Below are 20421 nucleotides of genomic sequence, written 5' to 3' on the forward strand. Positions count from 1 at the left end.
ATCAAAACACTCTTTTGGTGGCGTTTGGGCGACTGGGGTAACCAATTTTTCATGAAAGCGACCCAATGGCGATAATCCGATTCCTCGGCCGCGGGACGGTTGTGGTGTGCGCCGTTTCTTCGGCTCTCGCCGGATGTTCGAGCGTCGAACGCGAGCAGAATCTCGCAGCGACGCAGACAGCTGCCCCGACCAGCGGCCAGGCGACCGGACCTGTGCAGACGGCCTCCGCGGATGGCCAGACGACGATCCACAAGACCGACCTGCCCGTATACGGGCCGCAGGTTGCCGGCCAGATGCCCCCTCCGGGAATTCAGCTTGCTTCGGCCACCCCGGCAGCCGGCACACAGCCGACCGTGGCGCTCGCCAAGACGACAAGACTTGCCATTCCAATGCCCGCCGCCGCCGATGCGATATCCGTTCAGTCGGCCGCGATGGCATCGCCCACGATGGCCCCAATCGTCGCCTTTGCCCCGATGCCCGGCCCGGCGATGATGCCGCCGCCCGTTGCTCCGACCACATCGACAATTCTCGCTTCCGCCCAGCCCGCCAACCTCGCGATGCCGAAGGCCGGCCGACTGGTGTCGCCGCCCATCGCGCCAGCGGTCAGCGAAGGTAAGATCCAGCCGGCGGCAGCCTCGGCGATCGCGCTCGACGAACGGGAACTGACACCGGACATGGTCGCGCTGCAGACCGTCGTTCCCACTCCGCGCCCGGACACCGCGACGCTTGCCTATGCATCGCAGCCTCGGGCCATAGCCGCACTATCGGCCATGGAATTCCCTCCGGCCCCCGGCGAGCCGATGCCGACCACGGCATCCGATGCGCCGCCGGAATTGAACAAGCTCATCAAGCGCTACGCCGGCATGTACGGCGTGCCGGAATCGCTGGTGCATCGCGTCGTGCATCGGGAAAGCAAGTACGATCCTAAGGCCTATCACAAGAACGGCTATTGGGGCCTCATGCAGATCAAGTATTCGACCGCCAAGTCGATGGGCTACGAAGGCCCACCGGCCGGCCTGCTCGACGCCGAGACCAACCTGAAATACGCAATCAAATACCTGCGCGGCGCCTGGCTTGTCGCCGATAACAGAAACGACAACGCCATCAAGCTCTATGCGCGTGGCTATTATTATGACGCCAAACGCAAGAACATGCTGGACGTTCTGGAGAAGTAGCCGGGCTGGAAAATGCCTGGGTGGAAAATGTTCAGCGGCGCCTCAGGGCGCCGTTGTTGCTTTCACCACCTCGGCGACAAGCCGGGTCGGATCGTAGCGGTTCCAGCTCGGTGTCAGCCCCAGCCGCACCACCACCAGATCGAGCGACGGGATGACCGTAATCGTCTGCCCGTCATGCCCCTGCAGGAAAAAAGCATCCGCCGGCATGTCGGGATTGTTGTTGCCCGGCAGCCAGGTCTGCATTTTCGAATAACGCCCGTTCGACGTGGCGTTCGGCTGATGCATCAAATCGACAAAACCTTCCGGTAAAATCCGGCTGCCGTTCCAGACGCCGTCTCGGGCAAGCAGCAGTCCCATCCGGGCCCAGTCGCGCGCCGTCGCATACATGTAGGAACTGCCGACGAAGGTGCCCGCCGCATCGGCCTCCATGACGGCGCTTTGCATGCCGAGCGGACCGAACAGGGCGGCGCGGGGATAGGAAAGCGCCGCAGCCCCACCGCCGATCTTGTCCATCCAGATCTTTGACAGCATCACCGCCGTGCCGGAGGAATAGCTGAAGCGCAAACCGGGATCCGCCTCGAGCGGCTGGTCGGCAGCGAAACTCGCCATGTCCGGCTCGAGGTAGAGCATGCGCGTCACGTCCGCGACCGCGCCGTAATTCTCGTTGAAGGCGAGCCCGCTCTCCATGGCGGCGAGGTCGGCAATTCGGATATCGCCGCGCTGGTTGCCCTGCCATTGCGCAAACAGGCCCTTGTCTTCCAGCGACAGCTTTCCGTCGAGAATCAGCGTGCCCAGGATCGCGGCGTTCACGGTCTTGGTCATCGACCAGCCGAGCAGCGGCGTATCCTTGGAAAAGCCGGTCGAATAGGCCTCGCCGACGATTCGTCCCCGCTTGACCACCACCACCGCCCGCATGCCAGGACCGGCAAGATCCGCGTCTGAAAGAACCCGCGCAACCGACGGGTTGGATTCGATTTTTCCGCCTTCCGGCCAAAGCACAGATTGATCCGCTGACGTAACGGCAGGGACCGGAACGCCCACGGCAGCCAGCGGTGTCTCATCGGGGACCACGGTGCAGCCAGACCCTTCGCGGTAGACCGCGTCATTGCCGGCAAAAATGCCGAGCAGTGCTGCATGAACCCGCTTTTCCGTTCGATCGACGGAGACCCGCATCAATCTGAGAAGCGGATGACCCGGAGCCTGCACATCGACGGAAAGCACCTCGCCGCTGTCGCGACCGGCAAGAAAGACGTTCGAGCAGACGATCTTGGCGGAATAGCCGCTGCCCACCCTCAGCAGTTCCGGCGGCGACGTATAAAGCCAGACCCCGAGCCCGATCACGCCGGCGACGACGGCGACGCAGAGGACTTTTACGAACCGAACCAAAAACCGCATGCCTGCCTCCCATTTCGAGGCCGCATGCAATCAGGATTCCTGGGCGCAAGGAAGAGGGGGTTCGGCCGCAGCCGCCTGGAAGTGGGACTGGCCACAGGCCTCGTCATCAATCTGTAGCATGACGGGTTTACACGCCCTGAAACTCTGGACAAGGCGGGACTCGACCATGGCGGATATTGCACAGGAAGCCGGTTTTCGGAAAAACCAGAAGCTGAAGGACGCGCTTCTGCAGCATAAAGCTCTGTCCCGGCAGGGTTTCTCGGAAAGGCTTTTCGGCCTGCTGTTCTCCGGCCTCGTCTATCCGCAGATCTGGGAAGACCCGGAAGTCGACATGACCGCCATGGAGCTTTCCGACCGGCATTCGATCGTCACCATCGGCTCCGGCGGCTGCAACATGCTCGCCTATCTGTCCCGATCGCCGAAAAAGATCGATGTCGTCGATCTGAACCCGCATCACGTCGCGCTGAACCGCCTGAAGCTCGCCGCCTTCCGCCACCTGCCCGGCCATGGCGATGTCGTGCGCCATTTCGGAATGGACGGCGTCCGCACCAACAGCCGGAGCTACGACACCTTCATCGCCCCGAACCTCGATGCGGCGACCCGTTCCTATTGGGGCAAGCGTTCGCTCGCCGGCCGCCGCCGGATCGAAGTGTTCGACCGCAACATCTACAAGACCGGCCTGCTCGGACGTTTCATCGGCGCCGGTCACCTGATCGCCCGCCTGCATGGCATCAATCTGACCGAAATGGCCAATGCCAAGTCGCTGCGCGAGCAGCGCCAGTTCTTCGACGACCGTATCGCGCCGCTGTTCGACAAGCCGCTGATCCGCTGGATCACCAGCCGCAAGAGCTCGCTGTTCGGCCTCGGCATTCCGCCGCAGCAATATGACGAGCTGGCGAGCCTCGCCTCCGATGGCTCGATCGCCCCGGTTCTCCGCCAGCGGCTCGAAAAGCTCGCCTGCCACTTCCCGCTGCGCGACAATTATTTCGCCTGGCAGGCCTTTGCGCGCCGTTATCCGAAGCCGGAGGAAGGCACGCTGCCGACCTACCTCAAGGCCGAAAACTATCGCGCCATCCGCGACAATGCCGAGCGCGTCACGGTCCATCATGCAAGCTTCACCGAGCTCCTGGCCCAGAAGGCCGCCGGTTCGGTCGATCGTTACGTCCTGCTCGACGCGCAGGACTGGATGAACGACGAGCAGCTCAACGACGTCTGGTCGGAAATCACCCGTACCGCCGCCCCCGGCGCCCGCGTGATCTTCCGCACCGCCGCCGAAAAGAGCGTGCTCGACGGCCGCCTTTCTTCCGCCCTGCTCGACCAGTGGTCCTATCTGGAAGAACGCTCCAACGAACTCAACCTCGAGGATCGCTCGGCGATCTACGGCGGTTTCCATATCTATGTGAAGAAATCCTGATGGCGACGGATATGGCGAGCAGCCCCCTGTCGAATGGCCACGCCGAGCGCATGGACCGGATGTACCGGTATCAGCGCCATATCTACGACATCACCCGCAAATATTACCTCTTCGGCCGCGACCGGGCGATTGCCGGACTGAATGTCCCGCCGAACGCTTCGCTGCTCGAAGTCGGCTGCGGCACCGGCCGCAACCTGGCGCTTGCCCACCGCCACTATCCGGCGGCGAAGCTCTACGGCCTCGATATCTCCGCCGAGATGCTGGAAAGCGCACGCGCCAATTTCCGCGGCAAGCCGGTCACGCCCGAATTCCGCGTCGCCGATGCGACGAACTTCAAGGCGGAGGAATTCGGCACGACCGGCTTCGACCGCATCCTCATCTCCTACGCGCTGTCGATGATTCCCGACTGGGAAAAGGCGATCGACGCCTCGCTTGCAGCGCTCGCACCGCACGGTTCGCTGCATATCGTCGACTTCGGCCAGCAGGAACGGCTGCCGGGCTGGTTCGGTCGGTTTTTGAAGGCCTGGCTGACGCGTTTCCACGTCACGCCGCGGCCAAACCTGCACGAAGTGCTGGAGAGCAAGCTGGCAAGCGCCGATGCCGACATGATCTTCGAGGAGATCGGTCGGGGTTATGCCTGGCATGCCGTCATCCGCCGCCGCGGCTAAAAATCCCGCGCCTCCCGCCATTCCAGACCGGAAACCCTCTTGCCCTAACCGATTTTTTACGACGTTATGGTGAATATGGGGTTCATGCCTCCCTGTTTTGCGTTGAACGGGGCAAGAGGCTTCCACATCGACACCACACGGGATGTTCATGCCTCGGCTTCTTCTGGCCCTCCTTGCGACCGCGCTCCTTGCCACGGGATGCACCTCCTCAAGTTATGACCTGATGGAAACCTCGTCGGTCAAGAAGATGCGGTTCAAGGACAGTGACCCGCAGGATTTCGGCAAGAACCATCCGGGCCTGCACGAGATCCATGGCATCGACGTCTCCAAGTGGAACGGCACCGATATCGACTGGCCCGCCGTCAAGAAATCCGGCATCGCCTTCGTCTTCATCAAGGCGACGGAAGGCAAGGATCGTATCGATCCGACCTTCGAGCTGAACTGGCGGGGCGCAGCATCGGCCGGCATCCCCTATGCGCCCTATCACTTCTATTATTTCTGCTCGACGGCCGACGAACAGGCCGACTGGTTCATCAACAATGTCCCGAAAGACGCGGTGAAGCTGCCGCCGGTCCTCGACATGGAATGGAACCAGTCCTCGCCGACCTGCAAGACCCGCCCGGACCCCGAAACGGTGCGCGCCTCCATGCAGCGTTTCATGGACCGCCTCGAGGCCTATTACGGCAAGCGGCCGATCATCTACACGTCCGTGGATTTCCATCGCGACAATCTGGTCGGCGCTTTCAGCAACTACCATTTCTGGCTCCGCGCCGTGGCACAGCATCCGACCAAGATCTACCCGGATCGACGTTGGGCTTTCTGGCAGTATACCTCAACGGGCGTCGTGCCGGGCATCAAGGGCGAAATGGATATCAACGTCTTTGCGGGCACGTCCAAGAATTGGCATAGCTGGGTTGCGGCAGTCGCAAAGTAAACCACGTTCCCTTGGCGAAGTGGTGTCTGGCATTGTGTGAGCAGTTGCGATAAAAACTGCGCCAACACGGCTGCCGCCCATGTTTCGGTCACAAATTTTTCCGAGATCGGACGGCGCTTACTCAGATTCTAGGAACGCCGAATGTCCGCTCGCTTTGCCCGCCGCCTCGCCCTCGCCTCCGTCTTCACCGGCTGCCTTGCCTCCACCGCGCTTGCCCAGTCGCCGGCCCCTGCCTGCGGCGGCGATCTCGGCGCTTTCCTGAACGGCGTGAAAGCGGAAGCCATTTCCAGCGGTGCTTCGGCAGGTGCGGCGGATGAAGCGCTTGCCGGCGCCCAGATCGATCAGAAAGTTCTGTCACGCGACCGGGCCCAGGGCGTCTTCCGCCAGACCTTCCTCGAATTTTCGCAGCGCACCGTCAGCCAGGCGCGCCTCGACATCGGCCGCCAGAAGATCAAGCAATATGCGGACGTCTTCGCACGCGCCGAGAAGGAATTCGGCGTGCCGCCCGGCGTCATCACCGCCTTCTGGGGGATGGAGACCGATTTCGGCGCCGTCCAGGGCGACTTCAACACCCGTAATGCGCTGGTGACGCTCTCGCACGACTGCCGCCGCCCGCAGCTTTTCCGCCCGCAGCTGATCGCCCTGATCGAGATGGTCCAGCACGGCGACCTCAATCCGGCGACCAACACGGGTGCATGGGCAGGCGAGATCGGCCAGGTGCAGATGCTCCCCGAGGATATTATCGAGCACGGCGTCGATGGCGATGGCGATGGCCATATCAACGTCAAGGCCAGTTCACCGGACGCCATCCTGACCGCCGCCAAATTCATCCAGAGCATGGGTTTCAAGCCCGGCCAGCCCTGGATCCAGGAAGTGACGCTGCCGGAAAATCTCCCCTGGGACAAGTCGGGCCTCGGCAACGAGATCCCGGCAAGCGAATGGTTCAAGCTCGGCGTCACCCCGCGCGACGGCGTGACCACTTTTGGCAACTTGCCGGCAGCCCTCATCCTGCCACAGGGCCGCAAGGGACCGACCTTCCTGACCTACCCGAACTTCAACATCTATCTGGAATGGAACCAGTCGTTCATCTACACGACCTCGGCCGCCTATTTCGCGACCCGGCTTGCCGGCGCTCCGACCTATCAGAAAGGCACGCCGGAACAGGGCCTCGACGATGGCGGCATGAAGGCGCTGCAGACCAAGCTCGAAGCGCTTGGCCACGATATCGGCAAGGTCGATGGCATCCTCGGATCGGGCACCCGCCAGGCCGTCCAGAAGGAACAGGCACGCCTCGGCCTGCCGGCCGACGGATGGCCGACCCAGTCTCTGCTGTCTGCTCTTTAAAAAGCGCAACCGTCGCCATCCGAACGAAATCGGGTGGCGACTCGCGCACCATAGGGTTATTCCCTCGCCTTGACCGCGAGGGAGATACCGCATGACAACCGCCGCCATTTCGAAGCCCGGCGCCGCCGCCTGGGCCATGATCCTGCTGCTGGGGCTGATCTGGGGCGGTTCCTTCTTCTTCGCGCGCGTAGCGGTCCTGGAAGTGCCGCCTTTTACCCTCGTCTTCCTGCGCCTGTTCCTGGCAGCAGCGGCGCTGCACATCTATCTGCACGGCCGGTTTGGGCTCTACGCGACACTCGCCACCCACTGGCGTTCCTTCCTGGTCATGGGCTTCATCAACAACGCCCTGCCCCATACGCTGATCTTCTTCGGCCAGACCGAGATCGGCGCAGGCCTCGCCTCGATCCTCAACGCGACAACCCCGATCTGGACGGTGCTGATCGCCAATCGCTGGACGACCGACGAGAAACTGACGAACGCGAAAATCGCCGGCTGTCTGGCGGGCCTCGCCGGCACGGCAGTGCTGATCGGCCCCGGGATCACGGCCGCCGCCTCCGTGCCGTTCTGGGCGCTGATCCTGCCGGTCCTCGCAGCAATCTCGTACGGCGTGGCCGGCACCTACGGCAAACGTTTCCGCAGCCTGCCCGCGCCCGTCAGCGCCACCGGACAGCTCACCGCCTCCAGCCTGATGATGCTGCCTGTGTCGCTGATCGCCGACCAGCCCTGGGCGCTGCCGACGCCATCCATGAACGCCGTCCTCGCCATCCTCGCCCTGGCGCTGCTATCGACCGCCTTTGCCTATCTCCTCTTTTTCCGGATTCTGGGGCTCGCAGGTGCCACCAACGCCTCTCTGGTGACGCTCGTCGTACCCCCGAGCGCCATTCTGCTCGGCGCGCTTTTCCTCGGCGAAAGATTGGAGGCGACCGACCTGATCGGCATGCTGCTGATCGGTTTAGGCCTCGTGCTGCTGGACGGAAGGCTCCTTCGCAGACGCAGCAATTCGGCGACCGGAGCACCGTAACGGAGCGAAACCATCACGAAATATGTCAGAAGTTAACAGCGGTACACGACTTTTTAACCGTGCATAAATTAAGATTAACGGTTGGTTTATTTAAAAATATCAGTATCTTATAAGATTACCGACGCCGTAAGGATAACAAGCCTGCGGCACTGCAGCATCGAAACACGCTTCCCAACCGGCACAAAACCGACATAAAGTCTGCCCGTCAACGCAAGGAGGCAGACATGGGACGTACATACTCTCTCAATGTCTTGGTAGTCGGTGCAGCGTTTGTGTTTGTGGCATCCATGCTCTTCATTTGAGCGCCACCAGTTCCACTACCAGTTCAAATATCGCATCCACGACCGTTTGATAACCAGCACTTCCGGTGAAGACGCATGCTCCTTTCGTAGGAGCATGCGTTTTTTTTCAAAACGCGCTCAGGCGGCGGCGATTCGGGGTGTGCGGATCTGCCGGCGGCCAAGTCGCTGAAGGACGGCGGATACCAGCGGAGCACGGTTCATCGTGTAGATATGGAAATCGCCAAGGCCGCGGCGGATCAGGTCCTCGATCTGTTCGGCGGCGATATCGGCGGCCACGCTCGCGCGATCCTCGGGCTTGTCATCCAATCCTTCGAAACGGGCATCCAGGAAGGACGGAACCGAGGAACCGCAACGACCGGCGAAACGCTTGAGCTGGGTCAGGTTCTGGATCGGCATGATGCCCGGCACGATCGGGATCGCAATGCCGGCGGCCCGGACCTTTTCGAGGTAACGCTCGAAGACGTCGTTGTCGAAGAAGAACTGGGTCAGCGCGCGGGCAGCACCGGCATCCGCCTTGCGCTTCAGCATTTCGATATCCGCGCCAAGATCGGCGCTTTCCGGATGTTTTTCGGGATAGGCCGAGACGGAAATGTCGAAGCCGCCGAGTACCGTCAGGCCGCGCACCAGCTCCGCTGCATTGGCATAACCCTGCGGATGCGGGCGATAGTCGGTGCCGATACCGCTCGCCGGATCGCCACGCAGGGCAACGATGTGGCGTATGCCGACAGCGCGATACTCGCCGACGACAGAATGCGTCTCTTCGCGCGTGGCGTCCACGCAGGTCAGATGCGCGGCGGTAGCAAGCGAGGTCTCGCCGACCAGGCGCCGCACCGTATTGATCGTCGGCGCCTTGGTCGAACCGCCGGCCCCATAGGTGACGGACACGAAACGCGGATCCCAGAGCGCCAGTTCATCAACCGTGTTCCAGAGCTGCCCCTCCATCTCTTCCGACTTCGGCGGAAAGAATTCGAAGGAAACGCTGAAAGTTTCGCTATCGGCGGTCATTGGTTCAGCTCCCTTAAAGGACGGTTTGCGATTGGGCAGATGCATGATGGGCGGCGATCAGCAGGCGGCGGTCGCGGGCGAGCCAGACGGTGGCAGTCAGCCCCCCTTCCTTGCCGGAGCCGAGATCGATCGCCTGCTCGACTTCCAGGCCCACCTTCTCCAGCCATTCCGCCATCACCTGATGGGAAAAGCCGAGACGGACATGGGCGTGGTCGTCGCGCAGGTATTCGAGCGTATGCGGTGCGAGATCGACGATCAGCAGGCGACCGCCCGGGCGCAGCACCCGGGCCGCCTCGGCAATCGCCAGTTCCGGCTGGTCGAGGAAGTGCAGCACCTGGTGAACGGTGATCAGGTCGAAATCCTGCCCTTCGAGCGGCAGGTTGAGAATGTCGCCATGCCGGACGGACGCCTTGACGATCCCGGCCTTGTCGAGATTGGAGCGGGCGACCGACAGCATGTCGCGGCTCGCATCGATGCCGACGGCGCGACGGTAGATGTTGGACAGAAGCTGCAGGATCCAGCCGGTGCCGGTCCCGAGATCGAGAAGCGCATCGACGGGCGCCGGGCCGATAAGCTTGAGCAGCGCCGACTCGACTGCCGCATCGCTGATATGCAGGCGGCGAAGTTCATCCCATTCGGACGCATTGCGCGTGAAATAGGCCTGGGCGCGTTCTGCACGCAGCCGCTTGACCGTCGTCAGCCGCTCGCTGTCCCTGAGCAGGACCGGATCCTCCTCCGAGGCGGCGGCGAGCAGCGTCCTGACCAGCGTTGCCGCCTTGCCTTCCTGCTTCAGCCGGAAATAGGCCCAGGCGCCTTCCTGGTAGCGATCGATCAGCGATTCTTCGGCAAGCAGCTTCAGATGCCGTGAAATGCGCGGCTGCGACTGACCCAGGATTTCGGTGAGATCGGTGACGGTCAGGTCCCCGGCAGCGAGAAGCGCGAGCAGGCGAAAGCGCGTCGGCTCGCCGGCTGTTTTCAGTACGTCCACCAGGGTATCGAGCGCCAATCCCATTCAGCCGCGTCCTTATGCAATCAAGACATAAAGATATGTTTATATGATTTTACAACCCTATGCAAGCGGCAACTGATGGATCCGGTCCGGCCCCACCAAAACGCAGAAGGCGGCCGAAGCCGCCCCCTTGGGTTCTGTTCGTGCCTGTGGGATCAGAATACGGGATCAGAATTCTTCCCATTCGTCGGCGGATTGCGCGAGCGCTGTATTCCCGCGGGAAACCGGAGCGCGCGACGGCGCAGGACGGCTCGGTGCGGCAGCGACCGGGCGTGAGACCGGAGCTGCCGGGGCACGCATGCGGCTTGCCGTTTCGCGAAGCTGGCCGGAGGCTCCGCCGCCGAGCTGGAAGTGCGAGAGAAGAGCGCTGAGCTTTCCGCTTTCCTGGGCAAGGCCCGCACCGGCGGCGTTCATCTCTTCGACCATTGCGGCATTCTGCTGGGTCGACTGGTCCATGTGGTTGACGGCGGTGTTGACCTGCGCAAGGCCGACCGACTGCTCCTGTGCCGCGGTCGCAATTGCATCCATGTGACCGTTGACGGTCTGAACCAGTTGTTCGATCACGCTGAGCCCCTCGCCCGTCTCGCTGACGAGCTTGACACCCTCGCCGACGGCAACCGCCGAGTTGGAGATCAGCGACTTGATTTCCTTGGCGGCGTTTGCCGAACGCTGCGCGAGTTCGCGGACTTCCTGCGCGACGACCGCAAAACCCTTGCCGGCTTCGCCGGCGCGTGCCGCCTCGACGCCCGCGTTGAGGGCGAGAAGGTTGGTCTGGAAGGCGATTTCGTCGATCACGCCGATGATCTGGCCGATCTGCTGCGAAGACTTCTCGATCCGCTCCATGGCGGCGACCGCATTGCGGACGACCTGACCTGACTGGTCCGCGCGGGTCCGTGCGTCACGGACGACGTCGCGAGCCTCGCCGGTGCGCTTCGAGGTCGAAACAACGTTCGCAGTGATCTCTTCGAGCGCCGCCGCCGTTTCTTCCAGCGAGGCGGCCTGCTGCTCCGTGCGCTTGGACAGGTTGTCGGATGCGTCGGAGATTTCTCTCGAACCGCTGGTGACGGTGGCGACCGAATTGCCGACGCTGAGCAGCGCGTCGCGCAACTGGCGGACCGAGGTGTTGAAGTCGTGGCGCAGGCCTTCGAACTGCGGCGCCAAAGCCTCGTTCACCTCGCAGAGCATGTCGCCGGCGGCAAGACGGCGGAGGTTGGCGGCAAGCGCACCGGTCGCCTGGGTCAGCTTCGCCTCCGCATCCGCCTCGCTCTGGCGCTGCATTTCGAGGCGCTCGGCTTCGGAGCGACGACGGGTGGCCTCCGCCTCGGCTTCAAGCTGAAGGTTGCGGATAGCGGCTTCGCGGAAAACCTCGACCGAACGCGCCATGGCGCCGATTTCGTCCTTGCGATCCGAATAAGGGATAGCCTCCTCGGTATTGCCGGAGGCAAGGCTTGCCATCCGGTCGCCGATCTTGCGGATCGAGCCGGACAGGCTGCGCGCGATCACCACGCTGAGCGCAATGACGGCCACGATGAAGATCGCAAGCGACGCAAAGAGAACCTGCAGGCTGGACGCAGCGTCGGAAGATTTCTGATCGCCCAGCTGTTTCAATTCGCTCGCGGCCTGGGCGATGATACCGGAGGTGAACACGCGGCGGTTTTCCATGGCGCGCGCCCATGCGCTGAAGTCGTCTGCGGCCGGCGTATAGGGCTTCAGGCTGTCGAGCGCCTTCAGCGTATTGGTGATCAGCTGTCCGTCAGGGGTCTGGAAATAAGCGTCGTACTGCGCAATCAACCTGGGGGACAGGAAAGCGCGCATCGGCTTTTCATAGAGCCTGACCTGCTGTCGCCCCTGCATGAAACGGGCGGCCTCTTCGACGGTCAACGCACCGTTTTTGGTGTACTGCTGCCCCATCCGGTTGACGATGACGTAGCCGTTGCTGAGCTGGACAAGCGCATGAAAGCCGTCCACGTAGCGGGCAAGCGCCCGGTCCTCCGTCAGTCCGCCGACAAGGCCGATGATATCGAGCGTCTTTTCGGAAACCGGCGTGACGTATTGCGCAGACAGAAGCTGGTTCGTATCCCCGCTATCGATCTTGGCACGATATTCCGGCATCCGCAGGAAACGCTCATCGACTGCGGCGACCAGCTCGCGCAAACCAGGCTCGCCGTAACCCTGTGCGTCGATCGCCTTATACTGGCTCACAAGTCGCTTTTCCGCTGCATCCACGCTCGCACGGGCCTGAGGCCGCTGCGCCAGAGAACCAAAACTCTCTTCCGGGATGGCGTTCATCAGCTCGCCGCCGGCAAGCGCCAGGCTTTCGAGAGCGATCGCACGGTTCAGCTCCCGGTATTGGTTGTAGGCTTCCCAGCTTGCGAACGCGCCGAGCCCGATCACGGCCAGCAGCGGGACGGAAGCGAGAAGCGTCAACGACATACGGAAAGGCAAACGTTCGATCAAATGCAGCATGAATAAAACCCTCTGAAACGGGCCGTCATCATGACAGCGTCGAGACCCAAGCAGACATGGTCTCCCCGGCCCGGAAAATGCGCCGGCAATCTTTGCGATTGTCTTTATCGGGTCAGGTCAAAAATACCCATAATTTTGGGGGTTCTGATTTTAGCCTTTGTTAACTTCGCACAAACAAAAACCCCGGCAAAGCCGGGGTTCTAACTTAGACAAAGCTAAAAAATATTAACGCGTCAAACGCTTGTGGGCCTGGCTGCCGGGGTTGAGGGCGTCGGGACCGAGTCGGCGGACCTTGTCCTGCTCATAGTCCTCGAAATTGCCTTCGAACCACTCGACATGGCCGTCGCCTTCGAAGGCGAGGATATGCGTCGCCAGGCGGTCGAGGAACATGCGATCGTGGCTGATGATGATTGCGCAGCCGGCAAAATTCTCAAGCGCGCTTTCGAGCGCACCCAGCGTTTCCGTATCGAGGTCGTTGGTCGGTTCGTCGAGGAGGAGAACGTTGCCGCCGGCCTTCAGCATCTTGGCGAGGTGAACGCGGTTGCGCTGGCCGCCCGAGAGGTTGCCGACCTTCTGCTGCTGGTCGCCGCCCTTGAAGTTGAAGGCGCCGCAATAGGCTCTGGAGTTCATGTCGAACTTGCCGAGCTTGATGATTTCGGCGCCGCCGGAGATTTCTTCCCAGACGGTCTTGTTGCCGTCAAGCGCATCGCGGCTCTGGTCGACATAACCGAGATGGACGGTCTCGCCGATGCGGATCGAGCCCGCATCCGGCTTTTCCTGGCCGGTGATCATCCTGAACAGCGTCGTCTTGCCGGCGCCGTTCGGGCCGATGATGCCGACGATGCCGCCCGGCGGCAGCTTGATCGACAGGTCGTTGATCAGCGTGCGGCCCTCGAAGCCCTTGGTGATGCCTTCCATCTCGATGACCACCTGGCCGAGACGCTCGCTGACCGGGATGATGATCTGCGCGTCGCCGGGACGCTGCTTCTCGGCGGCTTCCACCAGCTGCTCGTAGGACTTGATACGCGCCTTGGATTTCGCCTGGCGCGCCTTCGGGCTGGATGCGATCCATTCCTGTTCGCGGCTGATCGCCTTCTGGCGGCCTGCCTCTTCCCGGTTTTCCTGCTGCATGCGCTTGGCCTTGGCGAGCAGGTAGGCCGAGTAATTGCCTTCGTAGGGAATGCCGCGGCCGCGGTCGAGCTCGAGAATCCAGCCGGTGACGTTGTCCAGGAAGTAGCGATCGTGGGTGATCATCATCACGGCGCCCGGGTAGTCGCGCAGGTGCTTTTCAAGCCAGGCGATGGTTTCGGCGTCCAGATGGTTGGTCGGTTCGTCGAGAAGCAGCAGGTCCGGCTGCGAGAGGAGAAGTCGGCAGAGGGCGACACGGCGGCGCTCACCACCGGACAGGCTGGTGACTTCCGAATCGCGCGGCGGGCAGCGCAAGGCTTCCATGGCCATCTCGACCTGGCTTTCCAGATCCCAGAGGTTCTGGCTGTCGATGACGTCCTGAAGCTTGGCGCCCTCGTCCGCGGTCTCGTCGGAATAGTTCATCATCAGTTCGTTGTAGCGGTCGAGGATCGCCGTCTTCTTGGCGACGCCCACCATGACGTTCTCGAAAACCGTCTTGGTCTCGTCGAGATGCGGCTCCTGTTCGAGATAACCGACGGTCGCGCCTTCGGCGAGCCAGGCTTCGCCGGTATATTCCTTATCTTGGCCGGCGATGATGCGCAGCACGGTCGACTTACCGGCGCCGTTCGGGCCGAGGATACCGATCTTGGCATCGGGATAGAAAGACAGATTGACGTTCTCAAGGATTTTCTTGGCGCCGTAGGACTTGTTGAGTCCCGACATGTGATAGATGAACTGACGTGCCATGGATAAAAGTGCTCCGGGGGGAATTTCGGTTTGCCGCTATGTAGGCGAATTGGGAGCCGGGAGCAATGCGCGAACGGTCGAGGGAGCGAGGATGTTCGACGAAACGAGGCGGTTTACGAGCCCGACGGGCGCAAGCCTTGCCTATCACTACCAGCCGGCGGCGGAACCGGCCAGCGCCATCCTGCTGATCTCGCACGGACTTGCCGAGCATTCCAGGCGCTACAGGGCTTTCGCCGAGGCGATGGCCGGCCATGGTTTCCAGGTCTACGCCTTCGACCATCGCGGCCACGGCGAGACGACCGCGCCGGATGCGCCGATCGGCCGCTTCGCCAGGCACGACGGCGTCAGCCGGGTGCTGGAGGACGTCAAAGCCATGCGTGACATGGCGGCAGCCGTCCATCCGGGCCTGCCGGTCCTGCTGTTCGGCCATTCCATGGGCGGCCTGATCGCGCTCAATGCCGCCGTCGATTATCCGGAAAGCTTCGATGCGGTCGCAGTCTGGAATTCCAACTTCCATCCCGGCCCCGCCGGCCGCGCCGCCCAAGTGATCCTGCGCATCGAAAAAGCCTTGAAAGGCTCGGACGTGCCGAGCGGGCTTCTGCCGAAACTCACGTTTGGCGCCTGGGGAAGATCCATTCAGGGCCACCGCACCGAATTCGACTGGCTGAGCCACGACCCGGATATCGTCGATGCCTATATCGCCGATCCGCTCTGCGGTTTCGACGCCAGCGTCTCGCTGTGGCTCGATCTCTTCGAACTCACCTTCCGTGCACCAAAAATGATCGACCGGCTGGCGAAGAAGCTGCCGATCCACCTGATCGGCGGGGCGGAAGACCCGGCAACCAATGGCGGCCGCGAAATCCTGTGGCTCTCGGAGCATTTCAACAGCCGCGGCTTTTCGAATGTCACCACCAAGGTCTGGCCCGGCACGCGCCACGAGACGCTCAACGATACGGTGCGGGCGCGCGCCACCGCCGAATTCGCCGCCTGGGCGAGGGCCGCCCTCCCCTTGCCCGCGGCCGCGATCTGAAACCGCTCTCATATCAACGGCCCCTGACATCAAGCGATCCCTCACCATCAAATGGCCCCTCGACATCAAACGGAATGAGTTCATGACATTTAATCAAGTGCTTCCGGGGCCGCTCCCGGCTATAGGAAATCCATGAATTCGTCGCCCGCAAGCGTTGCCGCATCAGCCCCGAACCGGATCGTCAACGGCCTCGGCCTGATGATCGTCGCGATGCTGATCGCCCCTTTCATCGACATCTTTTCAAAGCTTGCGACCGATACCGCATCGCCCACCTTCATCACCGCCGCCCGCTTCGTCTTCCAGGCGCTCTGCATGCTGCCGATCGTGCTCTGGAACGGCTACTGGCGGGCATTCGCCTGGCGGCTCAGCGTCTTCCATGCGATCCGCGCGACCCTCATCACGATCTCGATGGTCTGTTTCGTGGCGACGCTGGCGGTCATGGAAGTGGCCGATGCAATCGCCATCTTCTTCGTCGAACCGATCATCCTCACGGTGCTCTCCAGCATCTTCCTCAAGGAAATCATCGGCTGGCGGCGTTATACCGCCTGCGCCACCGGCTTCGTCGGCGCCCTGATCGTCATCCGCCCCAGCTTCCAGGAGATCGGCTTCGTGGCGCTGCTGCCGATCGTCACCGCCTTCTGCGTGGCGATCTTCGCGCTCCTGACCCGGGCGCTGGCCCATCGCGAAGATCCGTGGTCGATGCAGTTCCAGATGGCGCTCTGGGGCATTCCGATCTCCACCATCCTCCTCATTGTCGGCGACCGGACCGGTATCGCCTTCCTGATGCCCTCCATGCCGGACGGAAGGACCCTGATATGGCTTGCCGGCGTCGGCGTGTTCGCCGCACTTTCGGGCGTCCTTGCCGTCTATGCCTATCGCGCCGCCCCTGCGTCTGTGATTGCGCCGCTGCAATATTTCGAGATCGTTTCGGCGACGCTGTTCGGCTGGCTGGTCTTCGGCGACTTTCCCGACCCGATCAAATGGCTTGGCATTGCGATCATCATCGGCTCCGGCCTCTACATCATCTGGCGGGAACGCCGGGTCGCCTCCACCAAGCCCGTAACCGGCTCCGCCAAATCAACCATGACCCCGTGACATGACCCAGACACCCAAGAAACCACCGCTTTCCGGCTTCCGCGTCATCGAACTCGCCCGTGTGCTCGCCGGTCCCTGGGCCGGCCAGATGCTGGCGGATATGGGCGCCGACGTCATCAAGGTGGAAAACCCCGACGGCGGCGACGACACCCGCGCCTGGGGTCCCCCCTTCGTGGAGGGCAAGAACGGCGAAAACCTGTCTGCCGCCTATTACCACTCCACCAATCGCGGCAAGCGCTCGATCGCCGTCGACCTGAAGACCGAGGAAGGCCAGGACATCGTCCGCCGGCTGGCTGCCAGCGCCGACGTGCTGATCGAGAACTTCAAGCTCGGCGGCCTCGTCAAATACGGCCTCGACTACGAGAGCCTGAAAAAGATCAATCCGAAGCTGATCTATTGCTCGATCACCGGTTTCGGCCAGAACGGCCCCTACGCCAATCTCGCCGGCTACGACTACATCGTCCAGGGCATGTCCGGCTTCATGTCGATCACCGGAGAACCGGACGGCCAGCCGATGAAGGCGGGCGTGGCGATCGCCGACATCTTCACCGGCATCTATGCGGTGACCGCCATCCAGGGCGCCCTGATCCATGCGATGAAGACCGGCGAAGGCCAGCATGTTGACATGGCCCTGCTCGACGTCCAGGCCGGCATCCTCGCCAACCAGAACATGAACTACCTGATCTCGGGCGAGGCGCCGGTGCGGCTCGGCAACGCCCATCCGAATATCAGCCCCTACGAGGTCATCCCGACCGAAGACGGCCATCTCATTCTCGCGGTCGGCAATGACGGCCAGTTCCGCCGCCTCTGCCGCATCCTCGGCATCGAGGGGGTCGCCGACGACGAACGTTTCGCCACCAACAAGGCACGCGTCGCCAACCGCGTCGAGGTGCGCCGGCTGATCCTCGCGCAGACATCGAAATGGAAGAAGGCGGAACTACTCGCCGCCTGCGGCGACAATGCCGTTCCGGCCGGGCCGATCAATTCGATCGCCGAAATGTTCGACGACCCACAGGTCAAGGAACGCGAGCTCCGAATCGATCTCGAGGCCGCCGACGGCACCGTCATTCCGGGCGTGCGCAGCCCGATCGTGCTGTCGGAAACGCCGCTTGCCTATCACCGGCCGAGCCCTGCCCTCGGCGAACATACCGCCGAGGTGCTGGCGGAACTCGATCAAATAGAAAATAGAAAAGAGGGGAGCGAGAGATGAAGACGGCCATGAAAACCGGGGGGCAACTCATCGTCGAGGCGCTGAGGGCAAACGGCGTCAAGCGGATCTCCTGCGTTCCGGGCGAAAGTTATCTCGCCGTGCTCGACGCCCTCTATGAAAGCGGCATCGAGGTGCTCGTCTGCCGCCAGGAAGGCGGCGCGGCGATGATGGCCGACAGCTGGGGGCGCCTCACCGGCGAGCCCGGCATCTGCATGGTGACCCGCGGCCCCGGCGCCACCAACGCCTCTGCCGGCCTGCACATCGCAAAGCAGGATTCCATTCCGATGATCCTCTTCGTCGGCCAGATCGGCCGCGACATGAAGGAGCGCGAGGCCTTCCAGGAGGTCGAATACCGCCGCGCCTTCACCGAATTCGCCAAATGGGTCGGCGAGATCGACGATGCCCGCCGCATTCCCGAATTCGTCACCCGCGCCTTTGCGGTCGCAACCTCCGGCCGCCCCGGCCCCGTCGTGCTGACGCTGCCGGAAGACATGCTGGTCGAAGAGGTCGAAGCAGTCGATGCCCGGGCCTACATGCCGGTCGAAAGCCATCCGGGCAAAAGCCAGATCGCCGCATTCGAAACCATGCTCAAGAATGCCGAGCGTCCGATGTTCATCCTCGGCGGCACCCGCTGGAGCGAAGAGGCGGTTGCAGACTTCCAGACTTTCGCCAGCCGCTTCAAGGTGCCGGTCGGCTGCTCCTTCCGCCGCCAGATGCTGTTCGATCATCTGCACCCATCCTATGCCGGCGATGTCGGCATCGGCATCAATCCGGTGCTCGCCAAGGCGGTGAAGGAGGCGGACCTGCTGGTGCTGCTCGGCAGCCGCATGTCGGAAATGCCCTCCTCCAGCTACACGCTGATCGACATCCCCTATCCCCAGCAGACGCTCGTCCATGTCTTCCCCGACCCCGAAGAACTCGGCCGCATGTACCGGCCGGACCTGGCGATCTGCGCAGCACCCGCGGAATTCGTCGCCGCGCTGAAGGATCTCGAACCGCCTGCCGCGCCGATCTGGGCCGAGCGGAAATCGGCGTTGCATGACGCCTACCTCAAGTGGTCGACGCCGCCGGAGGCCGGTCCGGGCGCGGTGCACATGGGCCCGATCATGCAATGGATCGAGGAGAACGTGCCCGACGACGCGATCTTCACCAATGGCGCCGGCAATTACGCCACCTGGCTGCACCGGTTCCACCGCTTCCGGAAATACAACACCCAGTCCGCCCCGACCTCCGGCTCGATGGGCTACGGCCTGCCGGCCGCGGTTGCCGCAAAACAGCTGTTTCCGGAGCGCGAAGTCGTCTGCTTCGCCGGTGACGGCTGCTTCATGATGCACGGGCAGGAATTCATCACCGCCGTCCGCTACGGTCTGCCGATCATCACCGTGCTGGTCAATAACGGCATCTACGGAACGATCCGCATGCATCAGGAGCGGGAATATCCCGGCCGCGTCAGCGCCACGGACCTCGTCAACCCGGATTTCGTCGCCTATGCCAAGGCTTTTGGCGGGCATGGGGAACTGGTGGAAAAAACGGAAGAGTTCGGCCCCGCCTATCAGCGGGCGCGCGCCAGCGGCAAGCCGTCGATCATCGAGGTGAGACTGGATCCCGAAGCGATCACGCCGACGCGGACACTAACGCAGATCCGGGAAAAGGCATAAAACAGAAAAAGCCGGCCTGTCAGAGCGATAGGCCGGCTTTTTGATTCGAATCGGCAGCGATCAGATCGCAGCGGTTACGATGAACTCGACCTTGTACTTCGGCGCAGCGAGCTTGGCTTCGCTGGTGGCGCGGGCCGGCGGGTTGGCCGGGTCGATCCAGGCTTCCCAGACTGCGTTCATCTCACCAAAAGAGGCCATGTCCGAGAGATAGATGATCGTCTGAAGGATTTTCGACTTGTTGCTGCCGGCGACCGCCAGCAGGCGATCGACTTCAGCGAGTGCGTCCTTGCACTGGTCGGTAACGCTCTCGCCTTCGCCGACCTGGCCGGCGAGATAGACGGTGTTGCCGTGGACGACGGCGCCGCTCATGCGGGCGGCCGGCTCGATGCGCTGGATGCTCATGGAATTCTCCTCAAAAAATTGAGCTTGGGGGAAAAGGACCCGCGCGAAAAGCACGAGACCGCGGAAAATCTTCAGCCGCGCAGATGCTGGCTTTTTTCATAAATCGCCGTCGAACGGGCGCCGGAGCGGCAGAAGCCGAGCATCGGGCGCGGGAATTCGTCAAGCGCATCGACCATCGCCCTGACGCCCTGTTCATCGACGCCCATGCGGCCGACCGGGATGTGGCTGATGTCGAGGCCAAGCTCCTTGGCGCGGGCTTCGATCTGCGCAAAATGCGGCTGGCCTGGCTCCTCGTCGTCAGGACGATGGCAGACGACCGACTTGAACCCCATGGCCTTGATCTGGTCGAGATCCTCGACGGTGATCTGGCCGGTGACGGAATACTCGTCGTTGATCTGGCGGATATCCATGGCTTTCA

17 protein-coding genes are annotated in these 20421 nt (G+C 62.5%); 10 read left to right on the top strand and 7 right to left on the bottom strand.

Features of this window, described 5'->3' with window-relative positions; genetic code table 11:
* Positions 1 to 65 precede the first annotated feature (65 nt).
* Positions 66 to 1175, top strand: a complete 1110-nt coding sequence (locus ACSQ8R_RS09945; RefSeq protein ID WP_436253187.1) for a transglycosylase SLT domain-containing protein — start codon at positions 66 to 68, stop codon at positions 1173 to 1175.
* A 42-nt stretch (positions 1176 to 1217) separates the two neighbouring features.
* Here ACSQ8R_RS09945 and ACSQ8R_RS09950 read toward each other — a convergent pair whose 3' ends face one another.
* The gene (locus tag ACSQ8R_RS09950) at positions 1218 to 2570 is read right to left on the bottom strand and encodes a serine hydrolase domain-containing protein (RefSeq protein ID WP_436253188.1); all 1353 of its coding nucleotides are present in this window, start codon (positions 2568 to 2570) and stop codon (positions 1218 to 1220) included.
* Positions 2571 to 2736: 166 nt separating this feature from the next.
* On the opposite strand from ACSQ8R_RS09950, the gene ACSQ8R_RS09955 reads away from it, so the two are divergent.
* From ACSQ8R_RS09955 to ACSQ8R_RS09975, 5 genes are all read left to right on the top strand, one after another.
* A complete protein-coding gene (locus ACSQ8R_RS09955) occupies positions 2737 to 3984 on the top strand; it encodes a DUF3419 family protein (RefSeq protein ID WP_436253189.1) in 1248 nt (415 codons plus the stop codon).
* A complete protein-coding gene (locus ACSQ8R_RS09960; RefSeq protein ID WP_436253190.1) occupies positions 3984 to 4652 on the top strand; it encodes a class I SAM-dependent methyltransferase in 669 nt (222 codons plus the stop codon). Before ACSQ8R_RS09955 ends, ACSQ8R_RS09960 begins: the two co-directional genes overlap by 1 nt.
* 148 nt (positions 4653 to 4800) lie before the next feature.
* Positions 4801 to 5586 carry a glycoside hydrolase family 25 protein gene (locus ACSQ8R_RS09965; protein WP_436253191.1) on the top strand — a complete coding sequence of 262 codons (786 nt, stop codon included), beginning with the start codon at positions 4801 to 4803 and terminating at the stop codon, positions 5584 to 5586.
* A gap of 141 nt (positions 5587 to 5727) precedes the next feature.
* Complete coding sequence (locus ACSQ8R_RS09970) at positions 5728 to 6930, top strand: lytic murein transglycosylase (RefSeq protein ID WP_436253192.1); 1203 nt, start codon at positions 5728 to 5730, stop codon at positions 6928 to 6930.
* 91 nt (positions 6931 to 7021) lie between these two features.
* Entirely contained in the window at positions 7022 to 7951 is a 930-nt protein-coding gene (locus tag ACSQ8R_RS09975) for a DMT family transporter (protein WP_436253193.1), read from the top strand.
* 419 nt (positions 7952 to 8370) lie between these two features.
* Here ACSQ8R_RS09975 and metF read toward each other — a convergent pair whose 3' ends face one another.
* The 4 genes from metF to ettA all read right to left on the bottom strand — a co-directional run bounded on the left by metF (position 8371) and on the right by ettA (position 14608).
* Positions 8371 to 9258, bottom strand: coding sequence for a methylenetetrahydrofolate reductase [NAD(P)H] (gene metF, locus ACSQ8R_RS09980; protein ID WP_436253194.1), 888 nt, complete (start codon positions 9256 to 9258; stop codon positions 8371 to 8373).
* Positions 9259 to 9271: 13 nt separating this feature from the next.
* Entirely contained in the window at positions 9272 to 10270 is a 999-nt protein-coding gene (locus ACSQ8R_RS09985) for an ArsR/SmtB family transcription factor (protein ID WP_436253195.1), read from the bottom strand.
* 165 nt (positions 10271 to 10435) lie between these two features.
* The gene (locus tag ACSQ8R_RS09990; protein ID WP_436253196.1) at positions 10436 to 12733 is read right to left on the bottom strand and encodes a methyl-accepting chemotaxis protein; all 2298 of its coding nucleotides are present in this window, start codon (positions 12731 to 12733) and stop codon (positions 10436 to 10438) included.
* Positions 12734 to 12958: 225 nt separating this feature from the next.
* Positions 12959 to 14608, bottom strand: a complete 1650-nt coding sequence (ettA, locus tag ACSQ8R_RS09995; RefSeq protein ID WP_436253197.1) for an energy-dependent translational throttle protein EttA — start codon at positions 14606 to 14608, stop codon at positions 12959 to 12961.
* Between the two features lie 91 nt (positions 14609 to 14699).
* Here ettA and ACSQ8R_RS10000 point away from each other — a divergent pair, with 91 nt between their 5' ends.
* The 4 genes from ACSQ8R_RS10000 (at position 14700) to ACSQ8R_RS10015 (ending at position 19601) form a co-directional block, all read left to right on the top strand.
* Positions 14700 to 15638, top strand: coding sequence for an alpha/beta fold hydrolase (locus ACSQ8R_RS10000; protein ID WP_436253198.1), 939 nt, complete (start codon positions 14700 to 14702; stop codon positions 15636 to 15638).
* A 132-nt stretch (positions 15639 to 15770) separates the two neighbouring features.
* Positions 15771 to 16733, top strand: coding sequence for a DMT family transporter (locus ACSQ8R_RS10005; RefSeq protein ID WP_436253199.1), 963 nt, complete (start codon positions 15771 to 15773; stop codon positions 16731 to 16733).
* 1 nt (position 16734) lies between these two features.
* Positions 16735 to 17943 carry a CaiB/BaiF CoA transferase family protein gene (locus ACSQ8R_RS10010; RefSeq protein WP_436253200.1) on the top strand — a complete coding sequence of 403 codons (1209 nt, stop codon included), beginning with the start codon at positions 16735 to 16737 and terminating at the stop codon, positions 17941 to 17943.
* Positions 17940 to 19601, top strand: a complete 1662-nt coding sequence (locus ACSQ8R_RS10015) for a thiamine pyrophosphate-binding protein (RefSeq protein WP_436253201.1) — start codon at positions 17940 to 17942, stop codon at positions 19599 to 19601. Before ACSQ8R_RS10010 ends, ACSQ8R_RS10015 begins: the two co-directional genes overlap by 4 nt.
* A gap of 60 nt (positions 19602 to 19661) precedes the next feature.
* On the opposite strand, the gene ACSQ8R_RS10020 is transcribed toward ACSQ8R_RS10015, so the two are convergent.
* Together ACSQ8R_RS10020 and ACSQ8R_RS10025 are read right to left on the bottom strand one after the other, a co-directional pair.
* Positions 19662 to 20003: a RidA family protein gene (locus ACSQ8R_RS10020; protein WP_436253202.1), complete on the bottom strand. Its 342-nt coding sequence runs from the start codon at positions 20001 to 20003 to the stop codon at positions 19662 to 19664.
* Positions 20004 to 20074: 71 nt separating this feature from the next.
* Positions 20075 to 20413, bottom strand: coding sequence for a TIGR01244 family sulfur transferase (locus tag ACSQ8R_RS10025; protein ID WP_436253203.1), 339 nt, complete (start codon positions 20411 to 20413; stop codon positions 20075 to 20077).
* Between the last annotated feature and the right edge of the window lie 8 nt (positions 20414 to 20421).

The organism is Neorhizobium sp. LjRoot104 (assembly GCF_964253725.1).
Classification (GTDB): Bacteria; Pseudomonadota; Alphaproteobacteria; order Rhizobiales; family Rhizobiaceae; genus Neorhizobium.

Excerpts from the sequence above, each read along its gene's own strand:
- ACSQ8R_RS10010 (WP_436253200.1), top strand. The coding sequence starts at position 16,735 with ATGACCCAGACACCCAAGAAACCACCGCTTTCCGGCTTCCGCGTCATC.
- ACSQ8R_RS09955 (WP_436253189.1), top strand. The coding sequence starts at position 2,737 with ATGGCGGATATTGCACAGGAAGCCGGTTTTCGGAAAAACCAGAAGCTG.
- ACSQ8R_RS10005 (WP_436253199.1), top strand. The coding sequence starts at position 15,771 with ATGAATTCGTCGCCCGCAAGCGTTGCCGCATCAGCCCCGAACCGGATC.
- ACSQ8R_RS09975 (WP_436253193.1), top strand. The coding sequence starts at position 7,022 with ATGACAACCGCCGCCATTTCGAAGCCCGGCGCCGCCGCCTGGGCCATG.
- ACSQ8R_RS09985 (WP_436253195.1), bottom strand. The coding sequence starts at position 10,270 with ATGGGATTGGCGCTCGATACCCTGGTGGACGTACTGAAAACAGCCGGC.
- metF (WP_436253194.1), bottom strand. The coding sequence starts at position 9,258 with ATGACCGCCGATAGCGAAACTTTCAGCGTTTCCTTCGAATTCTTTCCG.
- ACSQ8R_RS10020 (WP_436253202.1), bottom strand. The coding sequence starts at position 20,003 with ATGAGCATCCAGCGCATCGAGCCGGCCGCCCGCATGAGCGGCGCCGTC.
- ACSQ8R_RS10000 (WP_436253198.1), top strand. The coding sequence starts at position 14,700 with ATGTTCGACGAAACGAGGCGGTTTACGAGCCCGACGGGCGCAAGCCTT.
- ACSQ8R_RS09970 (WP_436253192.1), top strand. The coding sequence starts at position 5,728 with ATGTCCGCTCGCTTTGCCCGCCGCCTCGCCCTCGCCTCCGTCTTCACC.
- ACSQ8R_RS09990 (WP_436253196.1), bottom strand. The coding sequence starts at position 12,733 with ATGCTGCATTTGATCGAACGTTTGCCTTTCCGTATGTCGTTGACGCTT.
- ACSQ8R_RS09950 (WP_436253188.1), bottom strand. The coding sequence starts at position 2,570 with ATGCGGTTTTTGGTTCGGTTCGTAAAAGTCCTCTGCGTCGCCGTCGTC.
- ettA (WP_436253197.1), bottom strand. The coding sequence starts at position 14,608 with ATGGCACGTCAGTTCATCTATCACATGTCGGGACTCAACAAGTCCTAC.
- ACSQ8R_RS09945 (WP_436253187.1), top strand. The coding sequence starts at position 66 with ATGGCGATAATCCGATTCCTCGGCCGCGGGACGGTTGTGGTGTGCGCC.
- ACSQ8R_RS10025 (WP_436253203.1), bottom strand. The coding sequence starts at position 20,413 with ATGGATATCCGCCAGATCAACGACGAGTATTCCGTCACCGGCCAGATC.
- ACSQ8R_RS10015 (WP_436253201.1), top strand. The coding sequence starts at position 17,940 with ATGAAGACGGCCATGAAAACCGGGGGGCAACTCATCGTCGAGGCGCTG.
- ACSQ8R_RS09965 (WP_436253191.1), top strand. The coding sequence starts at position 4,801 with ATGCCTCGGCTTCTTCTGGCCCTCCTTGCGACCGCGCTCCTTGCCACG.
- ACSQ8R_RS09960 (WP_436253190.1), top strand. The coding sequence starts at position 3,984 with ATGGCGACGGATATGGCGAGCAGCCCCCTGTCGAATGGCCACGCCGAG.